Origin of the sequence: Treponema sp., assembly GCF_024696245.1 — a bacterium.
Lineage (GTDB): Bacteria > Spirochaetota > Spirochaetia > Treponematales > Treponemataceae > Treponema_D.
The window spans coordinates 19,474-37,421 of record NZ_JAILGZ010000042.1; the positions used below are offsets into that span (position 1 = coordinate 19,474).

At 37.8% G+C, this 17,948-nt stretch carries 12 protein-coding genes; 4 read left to right on the forward strand and 8 right to left on the reverse strand.

The window, feature by feature from the left end; translation table 11 throughout:
• Nucleotides 1-5: 5 nt before the first annotated feature.
• The 6 genes from K6D58_RS03040 to K6D58_RS03065 all read right to left on the reverse strand — a co-directional run bounded on the left by K6D58_RS03040 (nucleotide 6) and on the right by K6D58_RS03065 (nucleotide 10,064).
• Nucleotides 6-2,345, reverse strand: a complete 2,340-nt coding sequence (locus K6D58_RS03040; RefSeq protein ID WP_296827444.1) for a glycoside hydrolase family 95 protein — start codon at nucleotides 2,343-2,345, stop codon at nucleotides 6-8.
• A complete protein-coding gene (locus tag K6D58_RS03045) occupies nucleotides 2,335-4,476 on the reverse strand; it encodes a beta-glucosidase family protein (RefSeq protein WP_296827446.1) in 2,142 nt (713 codons plus the stop codon). The genes K6D58_RS03040 and K6D58_RS03045 overlap by 11 nt, the downstream gene beginning before the upstream one ends.
• Before the next feature lie 21 nt (nucleotides 4,477-4,497).
• Entirely contained in the window at nucleotides 4,498-5,526 is a 1,029-nt protein-coding gene (locus K6D58_RS03050; protein ID WP_296827471.1) for a glycoside hydrolase family 5 protein, read from the reverse strand.
• Between the two features lie 118 nt (nucleotides 5,527-5,644).
• A complete protein-coding gene (locus K6D58_RS03055; RefSeq protein WP_296827449.1) occupies nucleotides 5,645-7,549 on the reverse strand; it encodes a cellulase family glycosylhydrolase in 1,905 nt (634 codons plus the stop codon).
• Between the two features lie 20 nt (nucleotides 7,550-7,569).
• A complete protein-coding gene (locus K6D58_RS03060; protein WP_296827451.1) occupies nucleotides 7,570-8,913 on the reverse strand; it encodes a glycoside hydrolase family 5 protein in 1,344 nt (447 codons plus the stop codon).
• Nucleotides 8,914-8,921: 8 nt separating this feature from the next.
• On the reverse strand, nucleotides 8,922-10,064 hold the full coding sequence (locus K6D58_RS03065; RefSeq protein ID WP_296827453.1) for a glycoside hydrolase family 5 protein: 1,143 nt from the start codon (nucleotides 10,062-10,064) through the stop codon (nucleotides 8,922-8,924).
• Between the two features lie 139 nt (nucleotides 10,065-10,203).
• Here K6D58_RS03065 and K6D58_RS03070 point away from each other — a divergent pair, with 139 nt between their 5' ends.
• The 4 genes from K6D58_RS03070 (at nucleotide 10,204) to K6D58_RS03085 (ending at nucleotide 15,532) form a co-directional block, all read left to right on the forward strand.
• Nucleotides 10,204-11,532, forward strand: a complete 1,329-nt coding sequence (locus K6D58_RS03070) for a hypothetical protein (RefSeq protein ID WP_296827456.1) — start codon at nucleotides 10,204-10,206, stop codon at nucleotides 11,530-11,532.
• A 126-nt stretch (nucleotides 11,533-11,658) separates the two neighbouring features.
• A complete protein-coding gene (gene fusA, locus K6D58_RS03075; RefSeq protein WP_296827459.1) occupies nucleotides 11,659-13,758 on the forward strand; it encodes an elongation factor G in 2,100 nt (699 codons plus the stop codon).
• Nucleotides 13,759-13,854: 96 nt separating this feature from the next.
• Nucleotides 13,855-14,535: an ATPase domain-containing protein gene (locus K6D58_RS03080; protein WP_296827461.1), complete on the forward strand. Its 681-nt coding sequence runs from the start codon at nucleotides 13,855-13,857 to the stop codon at nucleotides 14,533-14,535.
• Between the two features lie 166 nt (nucleotides 14,536-14,701).
• Entirely contained in the window at nucleotides 14,702-15,532 is an 831-nt protein-coding gene (locus tag K6D58_RS03085) for a lysophospholipid acyltransferase family protein (protein ID WP_296827463.1), read from the forward strand.
• Nucleotides 15,533-15,536: 4 nt separating this feature from the next.
• Here the strand turns inward: K6D58_RS03085 and K6D58_RS03090 are convergent, their stop codons facing one another.
• Entirely contained in the window at nucleotides 15,537-16,196 is a 660-nt protein-coding gene (locus K6D58_RS03090; protein WP_296827466.1) for an HAD family hydrolase, read from the reverse strand.
• Nucleotides 16,197-17,906 (reverse strand): GH3 auxin-responsive promoter family protein, encoded by a 1,710-nt coding sequence (locus tag K6D58_RS03095; protein ID WP_486389748.1) that lies wholly within the window; start codon nucleotides 17,904-17,906, stop codon nucleotides 16,197-16,199. It lies immediately after the preceding gene.
• Nucleotides 17,907-17,948 lie beyond the last annotated feature (42 nt).

Here is a 17,948-nt window from a genome sequence, read left to right on the forward strand (position 1 = left end):
ACATCTTATAATGATTCCAAAAAAGAATCCAATGATATCTCATCATCTTTGTTAAAATTATAAAATTTTCCACTGTTATTGTAAGATATTCTCACTTTTCCGCCCTTTTTTGCCCTTATTCTGGCATTTTTAAGCTTTAAATCCCTCCATTCCATGTCAATTATGTAAGCTCCCCTTACTTTTAAGCCCCTTATACTGCCACAGGTCCAGGACTGGGGAAGGCAGGGTAAAAGTTCAATACAGCTGCTTTCTTCATCATAAAAGGAACCACTGTGAACCAGCATTTCCGTTATGGCTGCCGTACCTCCAAAGTTTCCGTCAATCTGATAGGGTGGACATACATTAAAAAGATTTTTATAAGTCAGTTTGTTAAAAAGAACATCCAGATATTTTTCTGCTTCTGCAGCTTTTTTAAATCTGGCAAAAAGACATACTGTCCAGGCACAGCTCCATCCTGTATGACCGCCGCCATTGGACAAACGTTCAAGAAGACTTTTTTCTGCAGCAGCCTTATATTTTTCTTCTCCCTTTTCAAAAAGAAGATGACCGGGATAGATTCCAAAAAGATGTGACACATGTCTATGGCCTGCTTCTGCTTCTTTAAAATCTTCACACCATTCCCTTAACCTTCCGTCTTTTGTAAGACCATAAGGAAAAAGTTTTTCTATTGCAGATTCTGTCTCTTTTGCAAAGTCTTCATCAAGATTTAAAAGACCGGCAATTATTTTGTACTGGGTAAAGACTTCCCTGATGATGGACATATCCATAGTACCTGCCCTGGAGAGGCAGCACTTATTATTTGTCTCCGGATCAATAAAATTATTTTCAGGACTTATAGAAGGATTTGTTACAAGATAACCGTCTTTATCTTTCTGGAGAAAATCCATTAAAAATTCCACACAGCCTTTAAGGGCAGGATACATGTCTCTTAAAAATTCCATATCCCCTGTGTGAATGTAATGTTCCCATATATGAGTGCAAAGCCAGGCTCCCCCTAAAGGCCATAAAGCCCACTCACTGCTTCCACCAGCAGGACTTGCCTTACGCCATAAATCACAATTGTGGTTTGCAGCCCAGCCCCGGCACTTCCACCTGTACTTTGCCACATCCCTTCCTGTTACTGAAAGTTCCTTTATTAAATCAAAAAGAGGAAGATGACATTCACTTAAGTTACAGACTTCTGCAGGCCAGTAATTCATCTCAAGATTTATGTTTGTTGTATAATTGCAGTTCCATGCAGGACGAATATCCTGATTCCAGATTCCCTGAAGATTTGCAGGCTGACTTCCCTGTCTTGAAGAAGAAATTAAAAGATAGCGGCCAAAGTTAAAGAAAAGAGGAGCCAGTTCCCTTGAAAAAACAGGAGAAGATTTATCTGAAAGTTTTTTTAATGCCAGCTGACTGTTTTCTCCCTTAAGTTCAAATTGAACTTTATTAAATAAAGAAGAAAAATCCTTTACATGTTCCTGGTAAAGTTCTTCATAAGAAAAAGCAGAAACTTTTTTATCCATTGTCCTGCAAAGTAAATCGCAGTCCTTTCCCTGACTCCCGGCTTCCCTGGTAAAACCATTAAAGGAAGTTGCAGCAGTTAAATAAAGTTCTGCCCTGTCTGCTTTATTTACAAGAATACTATCATGATCTTTTTTTACATGAGCATCATTTCCGTAAACCTTTACCCTTAGACAAGAGGTGTAATTCATACCCATTACATCATCATAAAGCACAGGCTCTTCATCAGGACCAAAAGTATTAGGACCGCTTACAGGAGCCTTTCCCCTTAAAATAAAATAAGCGGAATCAGAAGAATCTTCATTTACATTAAGCTGATATTTTAATAATGAAGAAAGGCGGATTTTAAAACTAAGACCGGCAGCTTTACTGCAGTCAAGTTTAATAATAATTGCATCAGCAGGATGACTTGTAAATATTTCTCTTGTATATAAAAGATTATCTGCTTTATAGCTGACACTGCACAAGGCCTTTTCTAAATCAAGGCTTCTTGAATAATCAGAAAAATTTTTATGACTGTCAGGAAAATCCAGAAAGATATCTCCTGCCGGTTCATAAAAACTGCTCCAGGGACCAAGAAGTTTTTGGTCTGCAATTTTCTGGGCCTGACTGTAGTGTCCCTGATTAATTAAAGACCTGACTTTATTTACAGCCTCTGAATAAATGTCTTCTTCTTTTTTTTGGGGAATACCACTCCAGAGACTGTCTTCATTAAACTGTATTCTTTCTCTTACAGGATCACCAAATACCATACAGCCCAGCCTTCCGTTTCCTAAAGGAAGGGCACTGGTCCATTCATCTGCAGGAGAAAAAAATTTCAGTTCATTATTTTTCATATACTTCACCATCAAGGAATATTTCTTTTACAAGTCTCTTATCCCTTACAGAAGAAGCTGCAATAATTTCATAGGCACCTTCATCTGTTTTCCAGCACATATAATCAGAATCAAAACGGGCGAAATCTTTTTTACTTAACTCAAGAACAATTCGTTTTCTTTCTCCTGCTTCAAGAAAAACTTTCTTAAAGGCCTTAAGTTCAATACTGCTGCGCTGACATGCAGGGGCAAGAGGAGAAATATAAAGCTCGACAGTTTCTTTTCCTGCCATGGAGCCTGTATTTTCTACGTTAAGAATTATTTTAAAACGCTCACTGTCCACAGGAATTACTTCCATGTCTGAATACTCAAAGTTTGTGTAGGAAAGTCCGTGACCAAATGGAAAGAGAACATCTTTTTTATAAGTTTCAAAATATCTGTAACCGATAAAAATATCTTCACGATAATGTACGGTCTTTACATCTCCTTTAATGTCTCCAGGAAAGTCACCAAGACAATGAGCAGGACAGTCCAAAAGCTGACGGGGAATTGTATAGGAAAGTTTTCCGGAAGGATTTGTTTTTCCAAAGATAACTTCTGCAAGAGCCCTTCCCCCTTCCATGCCGTTATATGTTGTGGCAATCAGGGCAGAGGCAGAATCAATCCACTTAGTCATGTCTACTGCATTACCACTAAAAATTACAGTTACAGTATCAGGTCTTTCTTTTAAAAGGCTGCACAAAAGTTCATCCTGACCGTAAGGTAATGTCATGTCATCCCTGTCAAAACCTTCACTGTCTATGCGGCAAGGTTCATCGTCCTTTGTAACACCAATGGCATTTGTTCCCATCTGAAATTTTGGATTGTAATGAGCACAGCCTCCCACATAGATAACGGCATCACATTCCCTGGCAAGCTTAAGGGCTTTATTCCTTAACTCCTCTGACTTAGCCGGATCCGGACTGTAACCCTTTTCATATTTAACCTTTATATTTCCACCGGCTTCCATTGCAATACCAAGAAGAGGTGTTATTTCGTAAAGGGATTTTATTTCTGCACTTCCTCCGGCATGGGACTGAAGTACATCAGCATTTTCTCCTATTACGGCAATTGTTTTTATCTGAGCCTTATTAAGTGGAAGAATTTTTTTACCATTAAGTTCATCATTTTTAAGAAGGATTACTGACTCCCTTGCAATTTCAAGAGCCCTGGCCTGATGTTCAGGATTATTATAACTTCCTTCTTTTCTTGAAGAAGAAAAAATATGAACCTTATCCATAAGTCTGAGAATTCTTTTTATCTTATCATCGATAACACTTTCAGAAACATGGCCGGCTTTTACTTCTTTAAGAAGGGGCTGGGCAAAACAATATTCATCAAAGGAATAAGTTACATTCATATCTATATCAAGACCGGCCTCTGCAGCTGACTTAGCATCATGAACAGCACCCCAGTCACTGACAACTACACCGTCAAAATGCCAGTCACTTTTTAATATCTGTGTAAGAAGTCTTTTATTTGCACTGCAATGCAAACCTTCCCAGCGGTTATAGGCACACATAAGGGCATAGGCATCTCCCTCTTCTATAGCAGCCTTAAAAGCAGGAAGATAAATTTCGTAAAGGGCCCTGTCACTTACTTCTACATTTACTTCAAGACGTTCAGTCTCCTGATTGTTCAGGGCAAAATGTTTAACACAAACAGACACATCGTTTTCCTGAACACCCTTTATATAAGGAACACAAATTTTAGAAACAAGGTAAGGATCTTCGCTCATATATTCAAAATTTCTTCCGCACAAAGGAGAGCGCATTATATTAATGCCAGGACCAAGAATCATATCTTTACCACGACCACGGGCTTCTTCTCCAAGAACAGATCCGCACTTATATGCAAGATCAGGATTCCAGGTAGAAGCAAGTGCTGTTCCACAAGGCAGGTAGCTTACAAAATCATCAGTATAGCCGTAAGGAATCCAGCTGGCATCAGGAAACTCAGTTCTTACACCAAGAGGTCCGTCACTAAAATACAGGGGAGGAATATTTTTTTCTTTTACTCCTTCAGTTCTAAAAAGACCTGCACCATGTATCATTTTAATTTTTTCTTCCAGGGTCAGCTGACTTACAAGTTCATCAATTTCTTTTTCATTCATTTTTTCAATTCTCCGTTTTTTTTAGTTAAGGACCTGAGAATAGATTTTTCCAAATCCAAAAGGTGCCTTTCTGTTTACGTACTTTCCATTTTCCCAGAGGACAGGAACTACGTCATAATCATGACATATTTTTCTAACACTTTTAAGCCAGAGAATAACAGAATCATAATCTTTTGAATCAATACAGCCATATTCCCCTATTACAACAGGGATACCCTTATCAATATAAAATTCCTTAAGCTTTTCAAACTTAGATTTTAATTCAGCAAAATCTTTTTCATCACCCCATTTTTCTGCATACCAGTATTCATTGTTTTTATCCATGCTGATGGTAAAGGCACTTGGAGTATAGTAATGAAGGCTGAGCATAAGCCTGTCCTTTACAGAATCAGAAGGAAGCTTAAAACGGGAATCGCAGCTTGCATCTACATCAGTCCAGTAACCGGAAACCATAATTAATCTGTCTGAATTTTTACCGCCGCTCTTTCTTACAATATCTACAAAAGCCTGATTCAGAATATTAAGCTGATGGTAGCTGTCATCTGTCCAGCCGTCAAAGCCTACTTCATTCATGGCTTCAAAAATAAGATTATGACTGTAGTCCTTAAAGTTTTCACAAATCTGAGTCCATACTTTTTTATAACGGTCCAGCCTTACTTCATAAGGGATTTCCTTTTTCTGAATCCAGCTTGTTTTACTTGTTCCCCCGTCGTGATGAAGATTAATAATTACATGCATATCTTCACTGATAATCCAGGAAACAACTTCACTAACCCTGTCCATCCATTTTTTATCGATTGTATAATCTTCTGTAAGGGCCATGTGTTCAGCCCAGGTTACAGGAAGCCTTATGGTTTTAAATCCAGACTTCTTTAAAAATTTTATATAGTCCCTGCTTATTACGGGATTACCCCAGCAGGTCTCATCACTGCCGCTTCCGTCAGCATCTGTAATTACATCAAGACTGTTACCGATATTTATTCCGTCACCAAGGTCAGCAGCTGTCTTATGAGGAAATGAATTAAGACTGGCACAGGAAGTAATTAACATAATCAATGGCAGATAAAAAAAGGACCGGCATATTTTCATGCTACAAAGATAGCACTATATACCGGCCTAAAAAATCAGATAAATTTCTAGTCTTTTCTTTAATTTTTAGTCTATTTTTCTACTGGGCAGCTGCAATTATTGCAGGTACAAGGTCCGTGCAATGAGAATAAATCTCTCCTGTAGACCTGTTGAATAACCCTGAATTTTCTGACCCGGAACCAGAAGCACCATTATCCCATACAATAGGAACAAGTCCGTGATCATGAGCTGAATCAATCATGTATTCCATATAAGCCTGTCTGTAACTTTCATAACCAGACTGATATGTTGCACCACACTCTCCTATAATTACAGGAATATTATTATCAACATAAGTTTCCTTTAATGACTGGAAAAGACTGTCTATATCTTCTTCCTGTCCATAGTCAGAAACCTCATAACCAAGACTGCTTGCACCACTGCCCCAGTAATTAATTGTAGCATTAAGACAGAAGTCATTAGGGTCATAATAATGCACGGTAACCATAATTTTATTTGTAAGAACATCATTTGGTTTTACAAAATTGTTTATAGTTAAAGAAGGATTTGTAACATAACCCGGACATGAAACATAGTTTGCAGCACCTGCATTACGGATTGCATAAAGACAAACCTGGTTCCAGCTGTTAAGGATGTCATACTGTTTTGTAGAAGAATTACTGTAGTTTTCTCCCCAGCCCCATCCACCGTCATGGATTTCATTCATGGTTTCAAAAATTACCCAGTCTTCCGTACCGGCAAACTTACTTGCAATCTGATACCAGAGGGCATAAAGCTCTTCCTTTATCTGAGTATCTTTTTCTTCATCATAAGTTCCGGCATTATAGGTAGAACCGGACACAGTAACACCCGCTGCATCTTTTATAGAAAGCCACCAGGCACTGTCTGCTCCATCATGGTGAATGTTGATTATTGCTTTAAGTCCGGCATTCTTTGCATAGCCTGCAACTTCATAAACACGGTCAAGCCAGGTAGAATCAATTGTATAATCCGGAGAAGAACCTATGTGTCCCAGCCAGGTTACAGGAATACGGATTGTTTTAAAACCAGCCTCTGCAACAGCAGTAATTAAAGTCTGGGTTACTGCCGGATTACCCCAGGCTGTTTCTGAACTTACTCCTGATGAATAGGAATCCAGGGCATTACCAAGATTCCAGCCAACATTCATTGCTTCTGCAAAAGACATAAGGGTAGCAGTATCAACGCTGTCACTTGAATCAAAGGTGTAAGTAAAATTTTCATCGTATTCAATTTCTGTCTCTGTTTCATCTTCGGAAGTCTGCTTTATAGTATTTGTAATGGTAAGCCCTGTAACTTCAACTTCAGAAGAAATAGAAGAATCAATGGCAGACTGAAAAATAAATTTTACATAAACATAAGTTGATGCAGCTCCTGCTGTAACTTCATCAGAAAAAGAAGCTCCGTCACTTATACCTGAATCAGCCCATATCTGTCCCCAGTAAGAAGAATCCAGATTTGACTGAACTCCCATCTGCTTAAAATTGGAAGCCCCGCTTACACTGGCAGAAATTGCAATAAGGTCCCCTGCATCTACATCCATTTCTACATTGTATTCAAGTATAATTGAATCAGTACCACTGCCAGTTGAATCTTCACAAGTAACACTTACAAGATACCATCCTGCATAAAGAGTAATATCAGCACTTATTCCTTGAGAAAAATCATAAACTTCACTAAGAGCTTCATCAGAATACCAGCCTTTAAAAACATAGTTATCCCTTGATGGAGCAGAAGGTTCACTTGCACACTCACCTTCACTTACAGTCTGACTTGAAACAGAAGAGCCCCCATTAGAAACAAAAGTTACTGTATACTCCGAAGTTTCGTCCTCATTGCCGTTAACTTCCTCTTCCTGATTAGCAGAAGAACTTTCTGAATCTCCGGATGAACATGACAGAGGAAGTAAAAGGCTCACTGTCATAAAAGCAAAAAGAAGAGCCTTTAACCAGATAATTTTTTTCATATAACCTCCGTATAAAAAAATCAAGGCATGGTTGCAAAATCCTGTTTTATTTGTCCAGGCATGCATCCGCTGCACATTAACATTTTCTTTATCAATGATGGAAAATACCAGGTCAGTCTCTTACGGCTAAAATAACCATGCTGTTCACTGCCATTTTCCTGAATAGCATAAACACCGTTGTCCCACAAAAGACATGGCATTCCGTAATTTTTCCAGGCAGAAGCAGTAAAATATTCAAACCACTTTAACCTTGCAGAAAGATTTCCCTTATTTGAAGCTCCCATCTCTCCTATAATTACAGGGATTTTCTTTTCCTTAACATAGTCCCTGTATATAGAAGCAAAAAAAGAATCAAGATAAGAAGCATCTTCAGATGTAAAGGCCCTGTGGTCACTGCCGTCATACATGGCAAAACCATAAGGTGAATAAGCATGAACAGAAAGTATAAGTCTCTGCTCATCTATAAAATCCTGAGGGAATTTAAAATCCTTAAGGTATTCTCCGCTGGCCTGCATTCCCGGAATCATTACAAAACGCTTTTCATTTCCTTTTACAGAACGTACTGCCTTTAAAGCAGCTTCTTCGTATTCAGTTAAAAGAGCCATTGCCTTTTTACATTCAGCACAATCTGAAGGCATCCACCACTCATGATCCCTTGCAACCTGTCTAGGTTCATTCATCAATTCAAAAATCAAGTGTTCATCATATTCAGCAAATTCAAGTGCAATCTGCTTCCATACTTCTGTCAGAAATCTAATGGATTCACTCTTTGCCCTTTCATCAAGACAGTATCCGCTAATCTTTCTCTTACCATAAGCAACAGCGTCATAACCATAGGAACGGATATTATTTTTATCTCCATTCCAGTAACTTGTCTCATAACTGATATTGTCATGATGGGTATTTAAAATTACATACATACCTTCATCAATGGCATAGTCCACAACTTCCTTTACCCTGGCCATCCATTCTTTATCTATCTTCATTGTAGAAGAATCCTGAATGTGATTGTGCCAGGTAACAGGAATCCTGATAACATTAAAGCCTGCCTTATGTACGGCACTAATCATTTCTACTGTAGTTACAGGCTGACCCCAGCAGCTTTCACTTTCAAGCCCCTGACCGTATGCAGAATCAGAATCATTAAAGGCATCAAGAGTATTTCCAAGATTCCATCCGGCTCCAAGGTGAGATACAAATTTTCCTGCAGGATTATCAGGCATCTTAGCCTTTGCTTTTAATACTTTTTTTTCTTTAACCCTTACATCATCAAAGTCAGCATTTTTATTCTGACTGGATCTTTTTGCATAAAGCATTCCCGCAGAAAGCAAAACTGTTACCATCAATAAAAATACTTTTTTCATTTTTCCACTCACTCTTGTCTTGCAAAGATTTCATAAAGTTCAGGATAAGAAGAATTAAACCTGCACTTATACCTGTCATACCATGGATAGGAACACTGAATATCCCAGACCATTGGACACATATATCCATTGTTCCTGCAGATATCTACAAAGCTCTGTAAAAACAAATTCCAGCCTTCCTTTACATGAGGGGCAATACTGTCACTTTCGCAGGCCGAAAATTCCCCAAAGACAACAGGGACACCTGCACTGGTAAACTTTTCCATTTTAGCAAGCTGACTTTCCATCAGGGCATAATCGTCTTCACTTCCCCAGTCCCACTGAACACTACCCCAGTCTGCATCTTCCCACAGGCCGCAGTAAGTCCAGGGAGTATAATAATGAACAGAAAGCATAAGATGATTTTCTACAGTATCCTCAGGCATTACAAAACGACTGTCACAGGTTTTATTAATATCAGTATTTATGCCTGCAATAAGAAGAAGACGCTTATCGTTATTTCCGCCGGACGCCCTTATAAGATTTACAAAAGACTGGTTTATATCTGTATTTGATATTTCATATTCACTGTCGCTGTCACCTTCCAGTTCTTCATTGGCATTTTCAAAAATAAGTTTTTCAGGATAATCCTTATAATGTTCTGCAATCTGAGTCCACAGGGAAGAATAAATGGCAGCAGCCTTTTCCCTTTTACTTTCTGAATCTGAATAAAAATCAGACCACCAGCCACCATCCCAGTGAATGTTAATAATGCAGTACATGTCACAGGCAAGAACATAAGAAACAATTTCATCAACCCGGTTAATCCAGTTTTGAGAAATCTTATAACTGCCATTAGTTTTACTTACAGAAGTTACTCCGTTTGTATACCAGGCAACAGGAACCCTTACACTGTCAAAGCCGCATTCCTTTACACCCTGAATCATCTGATATGTTGTAACCGGTGCACCCCATGCTGTTTCTCCACCTGTAGCTTCAAGAGTATTACCCAGGTTCCAGCCATTCCCCATCTGGGCAACAGCTTCTGTAGCTGTAATATCGGTAAAAGTCATGTCAAAAGACTGGCAGTCTCCGGAAGAAGTCAGCTGCTTCATTTCGCCGCAGGAAACAATAAAGAGAGAAAGAAAAATTAAAAGCAGAAAGTCTTTCATAAAACAATCCGTGCAAAAATATTTTCAGCATAAATGATAAAAGCCATCCTGCTATAAAAAAACATGAGTTTTTAAATAAAAAAACTTTTTTTTTAGCAAAACGTGGGGAATTCTGCCAAACAGTTAAATATATATATATGTGAAACACTATCCTGTAAAATACATTCTCATAATTCTCTGCATACTGAATCAAAAACTGCCTGACCTGAATGCAGAAAAAAATTTTATACGGAGCCTGAATATTCAGACAGGAATATCAGATTCCTTTTCAGATTCAAAAAAAGAGCATCAGCTTACCTGGGATTCAGGATTTAAACTGACAAGCCTGCCCTTTACCCTGACAGCTTTTTACGGCAAAGAAGATTTCCGCTGGGGAATTGAAAGCCGGATTAATCAGAAGTATCTTTTTTTTGACACAAAAATACTGGCCGGTTTTCTAAAACATTCAGGAGCAGTCTCCAGATTAAAATCCCCTCTGCCAGCATCTTTTTCTCCATTAAAAAGCCCCCTCCTGCCCTCCCAGGGAATTACATCATCACTGCCGGGCCTTAACGGAAGCTGCAGGGAATTCTCTACTGCAATTTATTTTTCTCCGGGAACGCTCAGCCGTCATTTTCCTTCAATCCAGGCAGCCTTTATTCCTCATAAGGAATTTTTCTTTAACCTGAATAAAAACCTGCCCTTTTTCTTTAAAGGAAACCTTACTGCGGGAATTACAGGGGGCCTCTTCCGCCATGGTTATAAAGCCACAAGCCAGTGGTTTTTAAAAAGACTTCCATATAAAGAGGACTATTATGGAGCCGGAGAAATTTTATTAAATATAAACCTGCCTGCCATAAAAAGTTCAGCAGCCTTCAGTATTTTTCAAAACCCCTTTGGCACCCCGGCAAAAGCCCTAACCCTGACAGATTCCCTGATTCTGGAAAACTTTACCCTTAATGCACTTTTATATTTTGCTGATGAAGATTTAATTTCTGCATCCTCAAGCCAGAGCCTTACAAAAATGGAATTAAAAATTAATCCCCAGTATCTTTTTACTATTAAAAATGCTCAGCTTAACACAGGCCTGTCCCTGGAAAAAACTTACAGCCCAAGTCCCTCTTCCTCTATAAAAGCAGCCCTTCAATTAACTGCAGAAAAAAGAAAAGCCTCCCTTACTTTTAGCCGCAGCCGGCAAAAGAAAAAGGCATCTTACAGCAGCAGGCTTTTACTTACAGTTCCGGTCCTTAAAATAAAAAATTCAATTTCCTTTCTATATAAATACTCAGACTCAAAGGAAAACATTTCTTTTAGTCACAGCATCTCTGCCCCGGGCTGCCCACTGACTACTGCCGGAATGTCCTTTGCTTCTGACATAAGGCCGGCAGAAAACCAGAGAATAAAAATATGGATGCAGTTTAACCTTGCCTTTAAACGGATAAAGGTAAACGGTAAAGTCTCTTTTTCTTTTTCCGGAGATTTTCTATAAAAAATTGAAATCCTTAGAATTATTTACTTTTCTTTCCCAACTTGACGAAAACTGTTGAAATAAAGGCTGTTTTTCTTTATAATCACCCAAATAACTATCGCAAACTTTTTTAGAGAGGTAAACAATATGGCTTTTGATATTACTAAAGTACGTAATATCGGTATCAGTGCCCACATTGACTCTGGTAAAACAACCACATCAGAACGCATTTTGTTCTACTGTAACAAGATTCACCAGATTCACGAAGTTCATGGAAAAGATGGTGTTGGCGCTGTAATGGATTCTATGGATTTGGAACGTGAAAGAGGTATCACAATTCAGTCAGCAGCTACACAGGTTCAATGGAAGGATATCACAATCAACCTTATCGACACACCGGGACACGTTGACTTTACTGTAGAAGTTGAACGTTCACTTCGCGTTCTTGACGGCGCTATTATGATTCTTTGTGCCGTTGCAGGTGTTCAGTCTCAGTCAATTACTGTAGACCGCCAGCTTAAACGCTATCATGTACCACGCGTTGCTTTCGTTAACAAATGTGACAGACAGGGTGCAAATCCTTTAAGAGTATGTCAGCAGCTTCGCGATAAACTTGGTCTTAACGCTTATATGGTAGAACTTCCAATCGGACTCGAAGATAAACTTCAGGGTGTTGTTGATTTAATTGCTATGAAAGCATATTACTTCGAAGGTAATGACGGTGAAGTAGTAAGAGTTGCAGAAATTCCTGGTGAACTCGTTGAACAGGCTAAAGAAAAAAGAACAATTCTCCTTGATGCAGCTTCTAACTTTGATGATGATTTAATGGAACTTCTTCTTGAAGGCGATTATGACAATGTTCCTGAAGATAAAATTATTGAAGCTATCAGAAAGGGAACTTTAGCTGAACAGTTTGTTCCTGTATTCTGTGGTTCAGCACACATGAACAAAGGTATTCAGCCTTTACTTGATGGTGTTGAACGCTACTTGCCTAACCCAACAGAAGTACACAACTATGGTCTTGATAGAGATAATAACGAAGCTGAAGTTGAACTCTTTAACACAGCAGACAAACCTTGTGTTGCCCTTGCATTCAAGCTTGATGACGGACAGTTTGGTCAGTTAACATATGTTCGTATCTATCAGGGTAAAATTGTTAAAGGTGATGAACTTTACAATGTTCGTGCTCAGAAAAAATTCAAAGTAGGTCGTATCGTCCGAATGAATGCTGCAGCAATGGAAGATATTAACGAAGGTATGCCAGGTGATATCATTGCACTCTTTGGTGTTGATTGCGCTTCTGGTGATACATTCTGTGGCGGCGGATTAAACATCGCTATGACTTCTATGTTCGTTCCTAACCCAGTTATTTCTGAAGCTATTCAGCCAAAGAACAAGTCAGATGCAGCTAACATGGCTAAGGCTCTTAACAGATTTACAAAAGAAGACCCAACATTCCAGACATACGTTGATCCTGAATCAAATCAGACAATCATTAAGGGAATGGGAGAACTTCACCTTGCAGTTTACGTAGAAAGAATGAAGCGTGAATACAAATGCGAAGTAGAAGTTTCACAGCCAGAAGTAGCTTACCGTGAATCAATTACACAGAGAGCTGACTTTAACTATACACACAAAAAACAGACTGGTGGTTCTGGTCAGTACGGTCGTGTTGCAGGTTTCATGGAACCAGATACAGAAAAAGATTACGAATTTATTGACTCTATCAAGGGAGGTGCTATTCCTAACGAATACATTCCTTCTTGCGATAAGGGATTCAAGAAAGCTATGGAAAAGGGTTCTCTTATTGGTGCTCCTGTTGTTGGTGTTAAATGTACAATCAATGATGGTCAGTATCACCCTGTAGACTCTTCAGACATCGCATTCCAGACAGCAGCTATTGGTGCTTTCCGTGAAGGTTATGCAAAGGCTAAGCCAGTTATCCTTGAACCAATTATGAAAGTTCAGATTGCAGGACCTACAGAATTCCAGGGTAATATGTTTGGTTTGATAAATCAGAGACGTGGTGTTATAATAGATTCATCAGATGAAGCTGGTAACTCTACTGTTAACGCAGAAGTACCTCTTTCAGAAATGTTCGGATTCTCTACAATTCTCCGTTCTTCTACACAAGGAAAAGCTGAATTTACAATGGAATTCGAAAAGTATGGTAAGGTTCCTAACGCTGTAGCAGATGAGCTTATTAAAGCTTATGCTGAAAAGAAAAAGGCTGGTTTAACAAAATAAATTAGTCTGGACTCCTGAATTACAGTGCTTAGTCCATTAGTATAAAACCTCAGGAAGAAATTCTTGGGGTTTTTAATTGCAAGAAGGGGGAGATTTATGGCAAAACAAGAACTTTATGAAAAAAGTCCAATTCGTGCATTTGATGAAGTTTCAAATGGCGGCTTAAAAGCTGGTGAATTAGGATTAGTAACTGCAAAAAAAGGATTGGGTAAAACATCTGTATTAGTACAATTCGGTATGGACACCCTTCTTAACGGAAAGCAATTAGTGCATGTTTCTTTCGATCAGCACTCAGAAAATGTTATTTCATGGTACGATGGAATTTTCTCTGAAATTGCTAAGAAAAAGACAATTTCTAATGCTCAGGAAGTAAAAGAACAAATTCTTAAGAACAGAACAATTCTTAACTTTAACCAGGACAATTTTAATCTGGAAAAAGTTGTTAATACATTAAACGCTTTAAAAGCAGGTGGAATTGCTGTTGCTGGTGTTGTAATTGATAATGTAGACTTTTCAAAAGTAAAAGAATCTGACGTTCAGGTTGTAGCTGCTTATGCAAAAGCAACAAAGTCAAAGGTTTGGATGAGTGCAACTGTTACAAGCGATAAATTAGAGGATTCAGCTCCAAAAGCTATTCTTCCATATTTCTCTGCTGTACTTCACTTGTCTTCAAAAGCTTCTGTAACTCAACTTTCTATTTTGAAGATGGGAAAGAACACTGACCTTTCAACAAACTTGAAGCTTGATTCAAAATCATTGCTTATTACAACTAAATAAGGATATTCTATAGTTTTGTTTAGTTTATAAAATGGCTCAAGGCAAATCGCTTTGGGTCATTTTTTTTTGTATAAACGGTTTAATGTCGAGTTATGTTACTAAATAACAAACCATAAAGTGGTTTCGACTAAGCTCAACCACCGCATAAAACTTAAAGAGGGTAAAAATGAATAGTAAGATTTGTGAACATATTGTGAACGAAGGAACTTATATTCCGGAAACAGATACGGTTTTCCCGGAGAAGCCTGATACACCGCTTTGGAATCCACCTTTAATAAAACAGCTTACATTTGACAAAAACTATCCATTTTTTGATAAATCCTTTAAGGCGAGGTTAATGAATATTCTTACTTATATAGGAATATTTACAATTGTATTTCCTCTGAATACTATTCGCTATGGGCTGAAAATAAAGGGAAGAAACAATTTAAAGAAATGCAGAAAATATTTTAGAAACGGTGCCATGACAATTGCAAATCATGTGTATCGCTGGGACTATTTAGCAGTTTTACAGGCAGTTAAATACAGAAGAATGTGGTTTCCTGCTAAAACAAGAAATATTTTAACAAGTGACGGAAATATTATCCGTTTTGCAGGCGGCATTCCTATCCCAGAAGACATAAGTGTAATAAGAAATTTCAATGATGCATTTGATTACCTGCACTCAAAGAAAAAATGGTTTCATGTTTTTCCTGAAAGCTGCCGCTGGGATTTTTACGAACCAATCAGACCGTTTAGGAAAGGTGCTTTTTCTATAGCATACAAATACAATCTCCCGATAATTCCTATGGTTTTTTCATACAGGAAACCTTCCGGCTTATATAAACTTTTTGGAGTAAAACATCCTCTCCTAACCTTAACTATAGGAGAAGTACAGTTTTTTGATAAGTCATTACGAAGAAGTGAAGCTATTAATTTAATGAGAAAAAAATGCCACGAAGAAATGGTAAAAAACGCCGGAATAAGCTCAAATTGCTGGGAATACGCCGGGGATTAAAAACTTACAGGCCTTCCACAATTTCTTTCCAGTCAGTTCCAAAGCTTTTATGAGATTTTACTTTTAAGAATTTCATGCCTGCTTTTTTAGCACCCTGACCGTCAGTATCGTTTCTGTCTCCAACAACTAAAACATCTTCTGGCTTAACATTAAGTTTTTCAGCAATTTCTAAAAATGGTCTTGCACAAGGTTTTAGAGCGCCAGTATCCTGAGCAGAAGAAATAATATCACATAATGAAATCATTTCATCAGTAAAACCAATTGCTTTCATTCTCTCTTCTACCAAAGGATAATCCGAAAGAATTGCAATTTTAATCGAATGGTTCTTCAGATACTTAAACAAATCTAACACTTTCTCTCTGTACCTGTAATTCTGTGCCAAAACTTCTATCATAGAAGGCATATAACGCTTGTTATACCAGTCTAAAGTTCTTTTTGAATTCATTCCTGTTCTGTGCTTCATTTTTTGACAGAAATACTTGTAGAAAGTTTCAGAATTAGAAAAGTCAATTCCCTTAAAGTTGCGTCTTATGTCGCGTTCAGCTCTCATTTTAAACATATCCAGGGGATGCTTCATTATAAGCTTGAGAGAAATTTTTCTATAGTCATATAAGGTGCCGTCAAAATCAAATATAACAGCACCTATGTTATTAAAATCTATCATTTATTTTTTTATTAAATCTTTAAACATTGCGTGTCGTTTTTCATCCTGCATAAGAAGATTCAATTTGAACTGTCCGTCTCTTGCACCCTGATCAATGCATCTAGACTTGTAGGTTTCAAATGATTCTTTCTGCAGCATATGAATAATCGGGTCTTTTACTCTAAATGAATCACGCTTTGACTCGTACTCGCAGTTGATTGCCTTTAAGTGCTTGTCTATAACTTTTCCGAATGAATCTGCAGTTTCCTGAGTTGTGTCTTGATCAGCGAATTCAACATAGATTCTATAGGTAGAAAGTTCAAGATCTGCAAAGCCAACAAAGAACTTAGTAGAAATGCCTGTTTCTTTTTCTGCATTTTTAACGGCTTCAATAAACTGTCTTTCGTGAAGCTTTTCTCCAGTCATAGAAATAATTCCATTAACTTTCTGCAGGAACTGAATTGTTGGAATTGTTTTATAATGTCCTGTAACTTCAATCATATCGTTCATATTGTAGCGGTACAAACCTGCATAAGTTGTAACATAAATTAAATAGCGTTTTCCTACTTCAAGTTCATCAAGCTGATAAAATCTAGGGTTTGCATTTTCCATATCTTCAACTCTGACAAATTCAAAATAATGTGCATGAGGGAATAAAACTGTATCATCTGCACCATTCATAACTAAACCGGCGCGGCATTCAGAAGCAAAGTATCCGAATTCCTGATGAAGCATATTCTTAGGGAATGAATTTGCAAACTTATCCATATAAACATGAGTGTTACCGCATTTCCATGTTGTAAGAACCTGTAATTCAGGCCAGTAATGCTTTGGTAATACAGTGCCATATTTTTCTTTTAATGCACGAAGTTCAGCGGCTCTTTTTGGATTTGGTTTATAACAAGGTGCTAAGGATTCCCTTATGTCATCATCAATTTTCAAATTAGCATTAAGTGTTCCGTTCTCAATGTCTTTAACATAATCATCAAAGAATTCGTTTACATTATTCTGCATTTCTACAATTGTAGAAGGATTTGCTGTAACAACTAAATGTACATTCTGTTCAATTCCAGTACGCATAATTGTATAGTAGCGTGCTCTATAGTCACTGATTTTAAATACAGCATTTGGAGCAGAATACAGGCCCTTAATAAATTCAGGGCAGTCTCTTTGTGTAACGCCGGAAACAGAACCGTAAACAGTACCGTCTGGAGCAGCACCTTCAATTGCTTTTCCAACGATTGAAACGCATTTTCCTTCAAAAACTTTTGGACGATGCATCATGAAACTGTAAAGCCAGAGCCTTGTCATTTTACTGTATACATTTTCATAGTATTCATTTGTGATTGGAATCCATTTAGGTTCTTTTGTAGTACCACTTGTAGTAGCATACATCTTAGGCTTTCCAGGGAATAAAACATTTTCTTCACCATTTTTATGGCGCTCAATAAATGGTCTTAGATCTTCGTAATCCTGTGCAGGAACATTCTGCTGCCACAAACTGTATAAATCCTGGGCATTTTTAGCTTCTAGAATTTTTGCAAAGTTATGAGCCTTTCCCCATTCAGAATCTTTTGCATACTCCAAGATTCCGCGTAAAGTTTTTTCCTGTTCTAAAGAACAATTTTTTGCAGCTTTATTTAATTTGTGCAATTGAATTTTTCCAACAAGTCCCAATGCTAACTTGATTTTTCCGGCACCTTTTATCTTTTTTGTACAATATGATTCTATTATTTAGATGTTTTTTTATGGAGACTTGAAATGGAAAAGATA

Coding starts and splice junctions, on each gene's coding strand:
- K6D58_RS03040 (WP_296827444.1), bottom strand. CDS start 2,345: ATGAAAAATAATGAACTGAAATTTTTTTCTCCTGCAGATGAATGGACC.
- K6D58_RS03045 (WP_296827446.1), bottom strand. CDS start 4,476: ATGAATGAAAAAGAAATTGATGAACTTGTAAGTCAGCTGACCCTGGAA.
- K6D58_RS03050 (WP_296827471.1), bottom strand. CDS start 5,526: ATGTTAATTACTTCCTGTGCCAGTCTTAATTCATTTCCTCATAAGACA.
- K6D58_RS03055 (WP_296827449.1), bottom strand. CDS start 7,549: ATGAAAAAAATTATCTGGTTAAAGGCTCTTCTTTTTGCTTTTATGACA.
- K6D58_RS03060 (WP_296827451.1), bottom strand. CDS start 8,913: ATGAAAAAAGTATTTTTATTGATGGTAACAGTTTTGCTTTCTGCGGGA.
- K6D58_RS03065 (WP_296827453.1), bottom strand. CDS start 10,064: ATGAAAGACTTTCTGCTTTTAATTTTTCTTTCTCTCTTTATTGTTTCC.
- fusA (WP_296827459.1), top strand. CDS start 11,659: ATGGCTTTTGATATTACTAAAGTACGTAATATCGGTATCAGTGCCCAC.
- K6D58_RS03080 (WP_296827461.1), top strand. CDS start 13,855: ATGGCAAAACAAGAACTTTATGAAAAAAGTCCAATTCGTGCATTTGAT.
- K6D58_RS03085 (WP_296827463.1), top strand. CDS start 14,702: ATGAATAGTAAGATTTGTGAACATATTGTGAACGAAGGAACTTATATT.
- K6D58_RS03090 (WP_296827466.1), bottom strand. CDS start 16,196: ATGATAGATTTTAATAACATAGGTGCTGTTATATTTGATTTTGACGGC.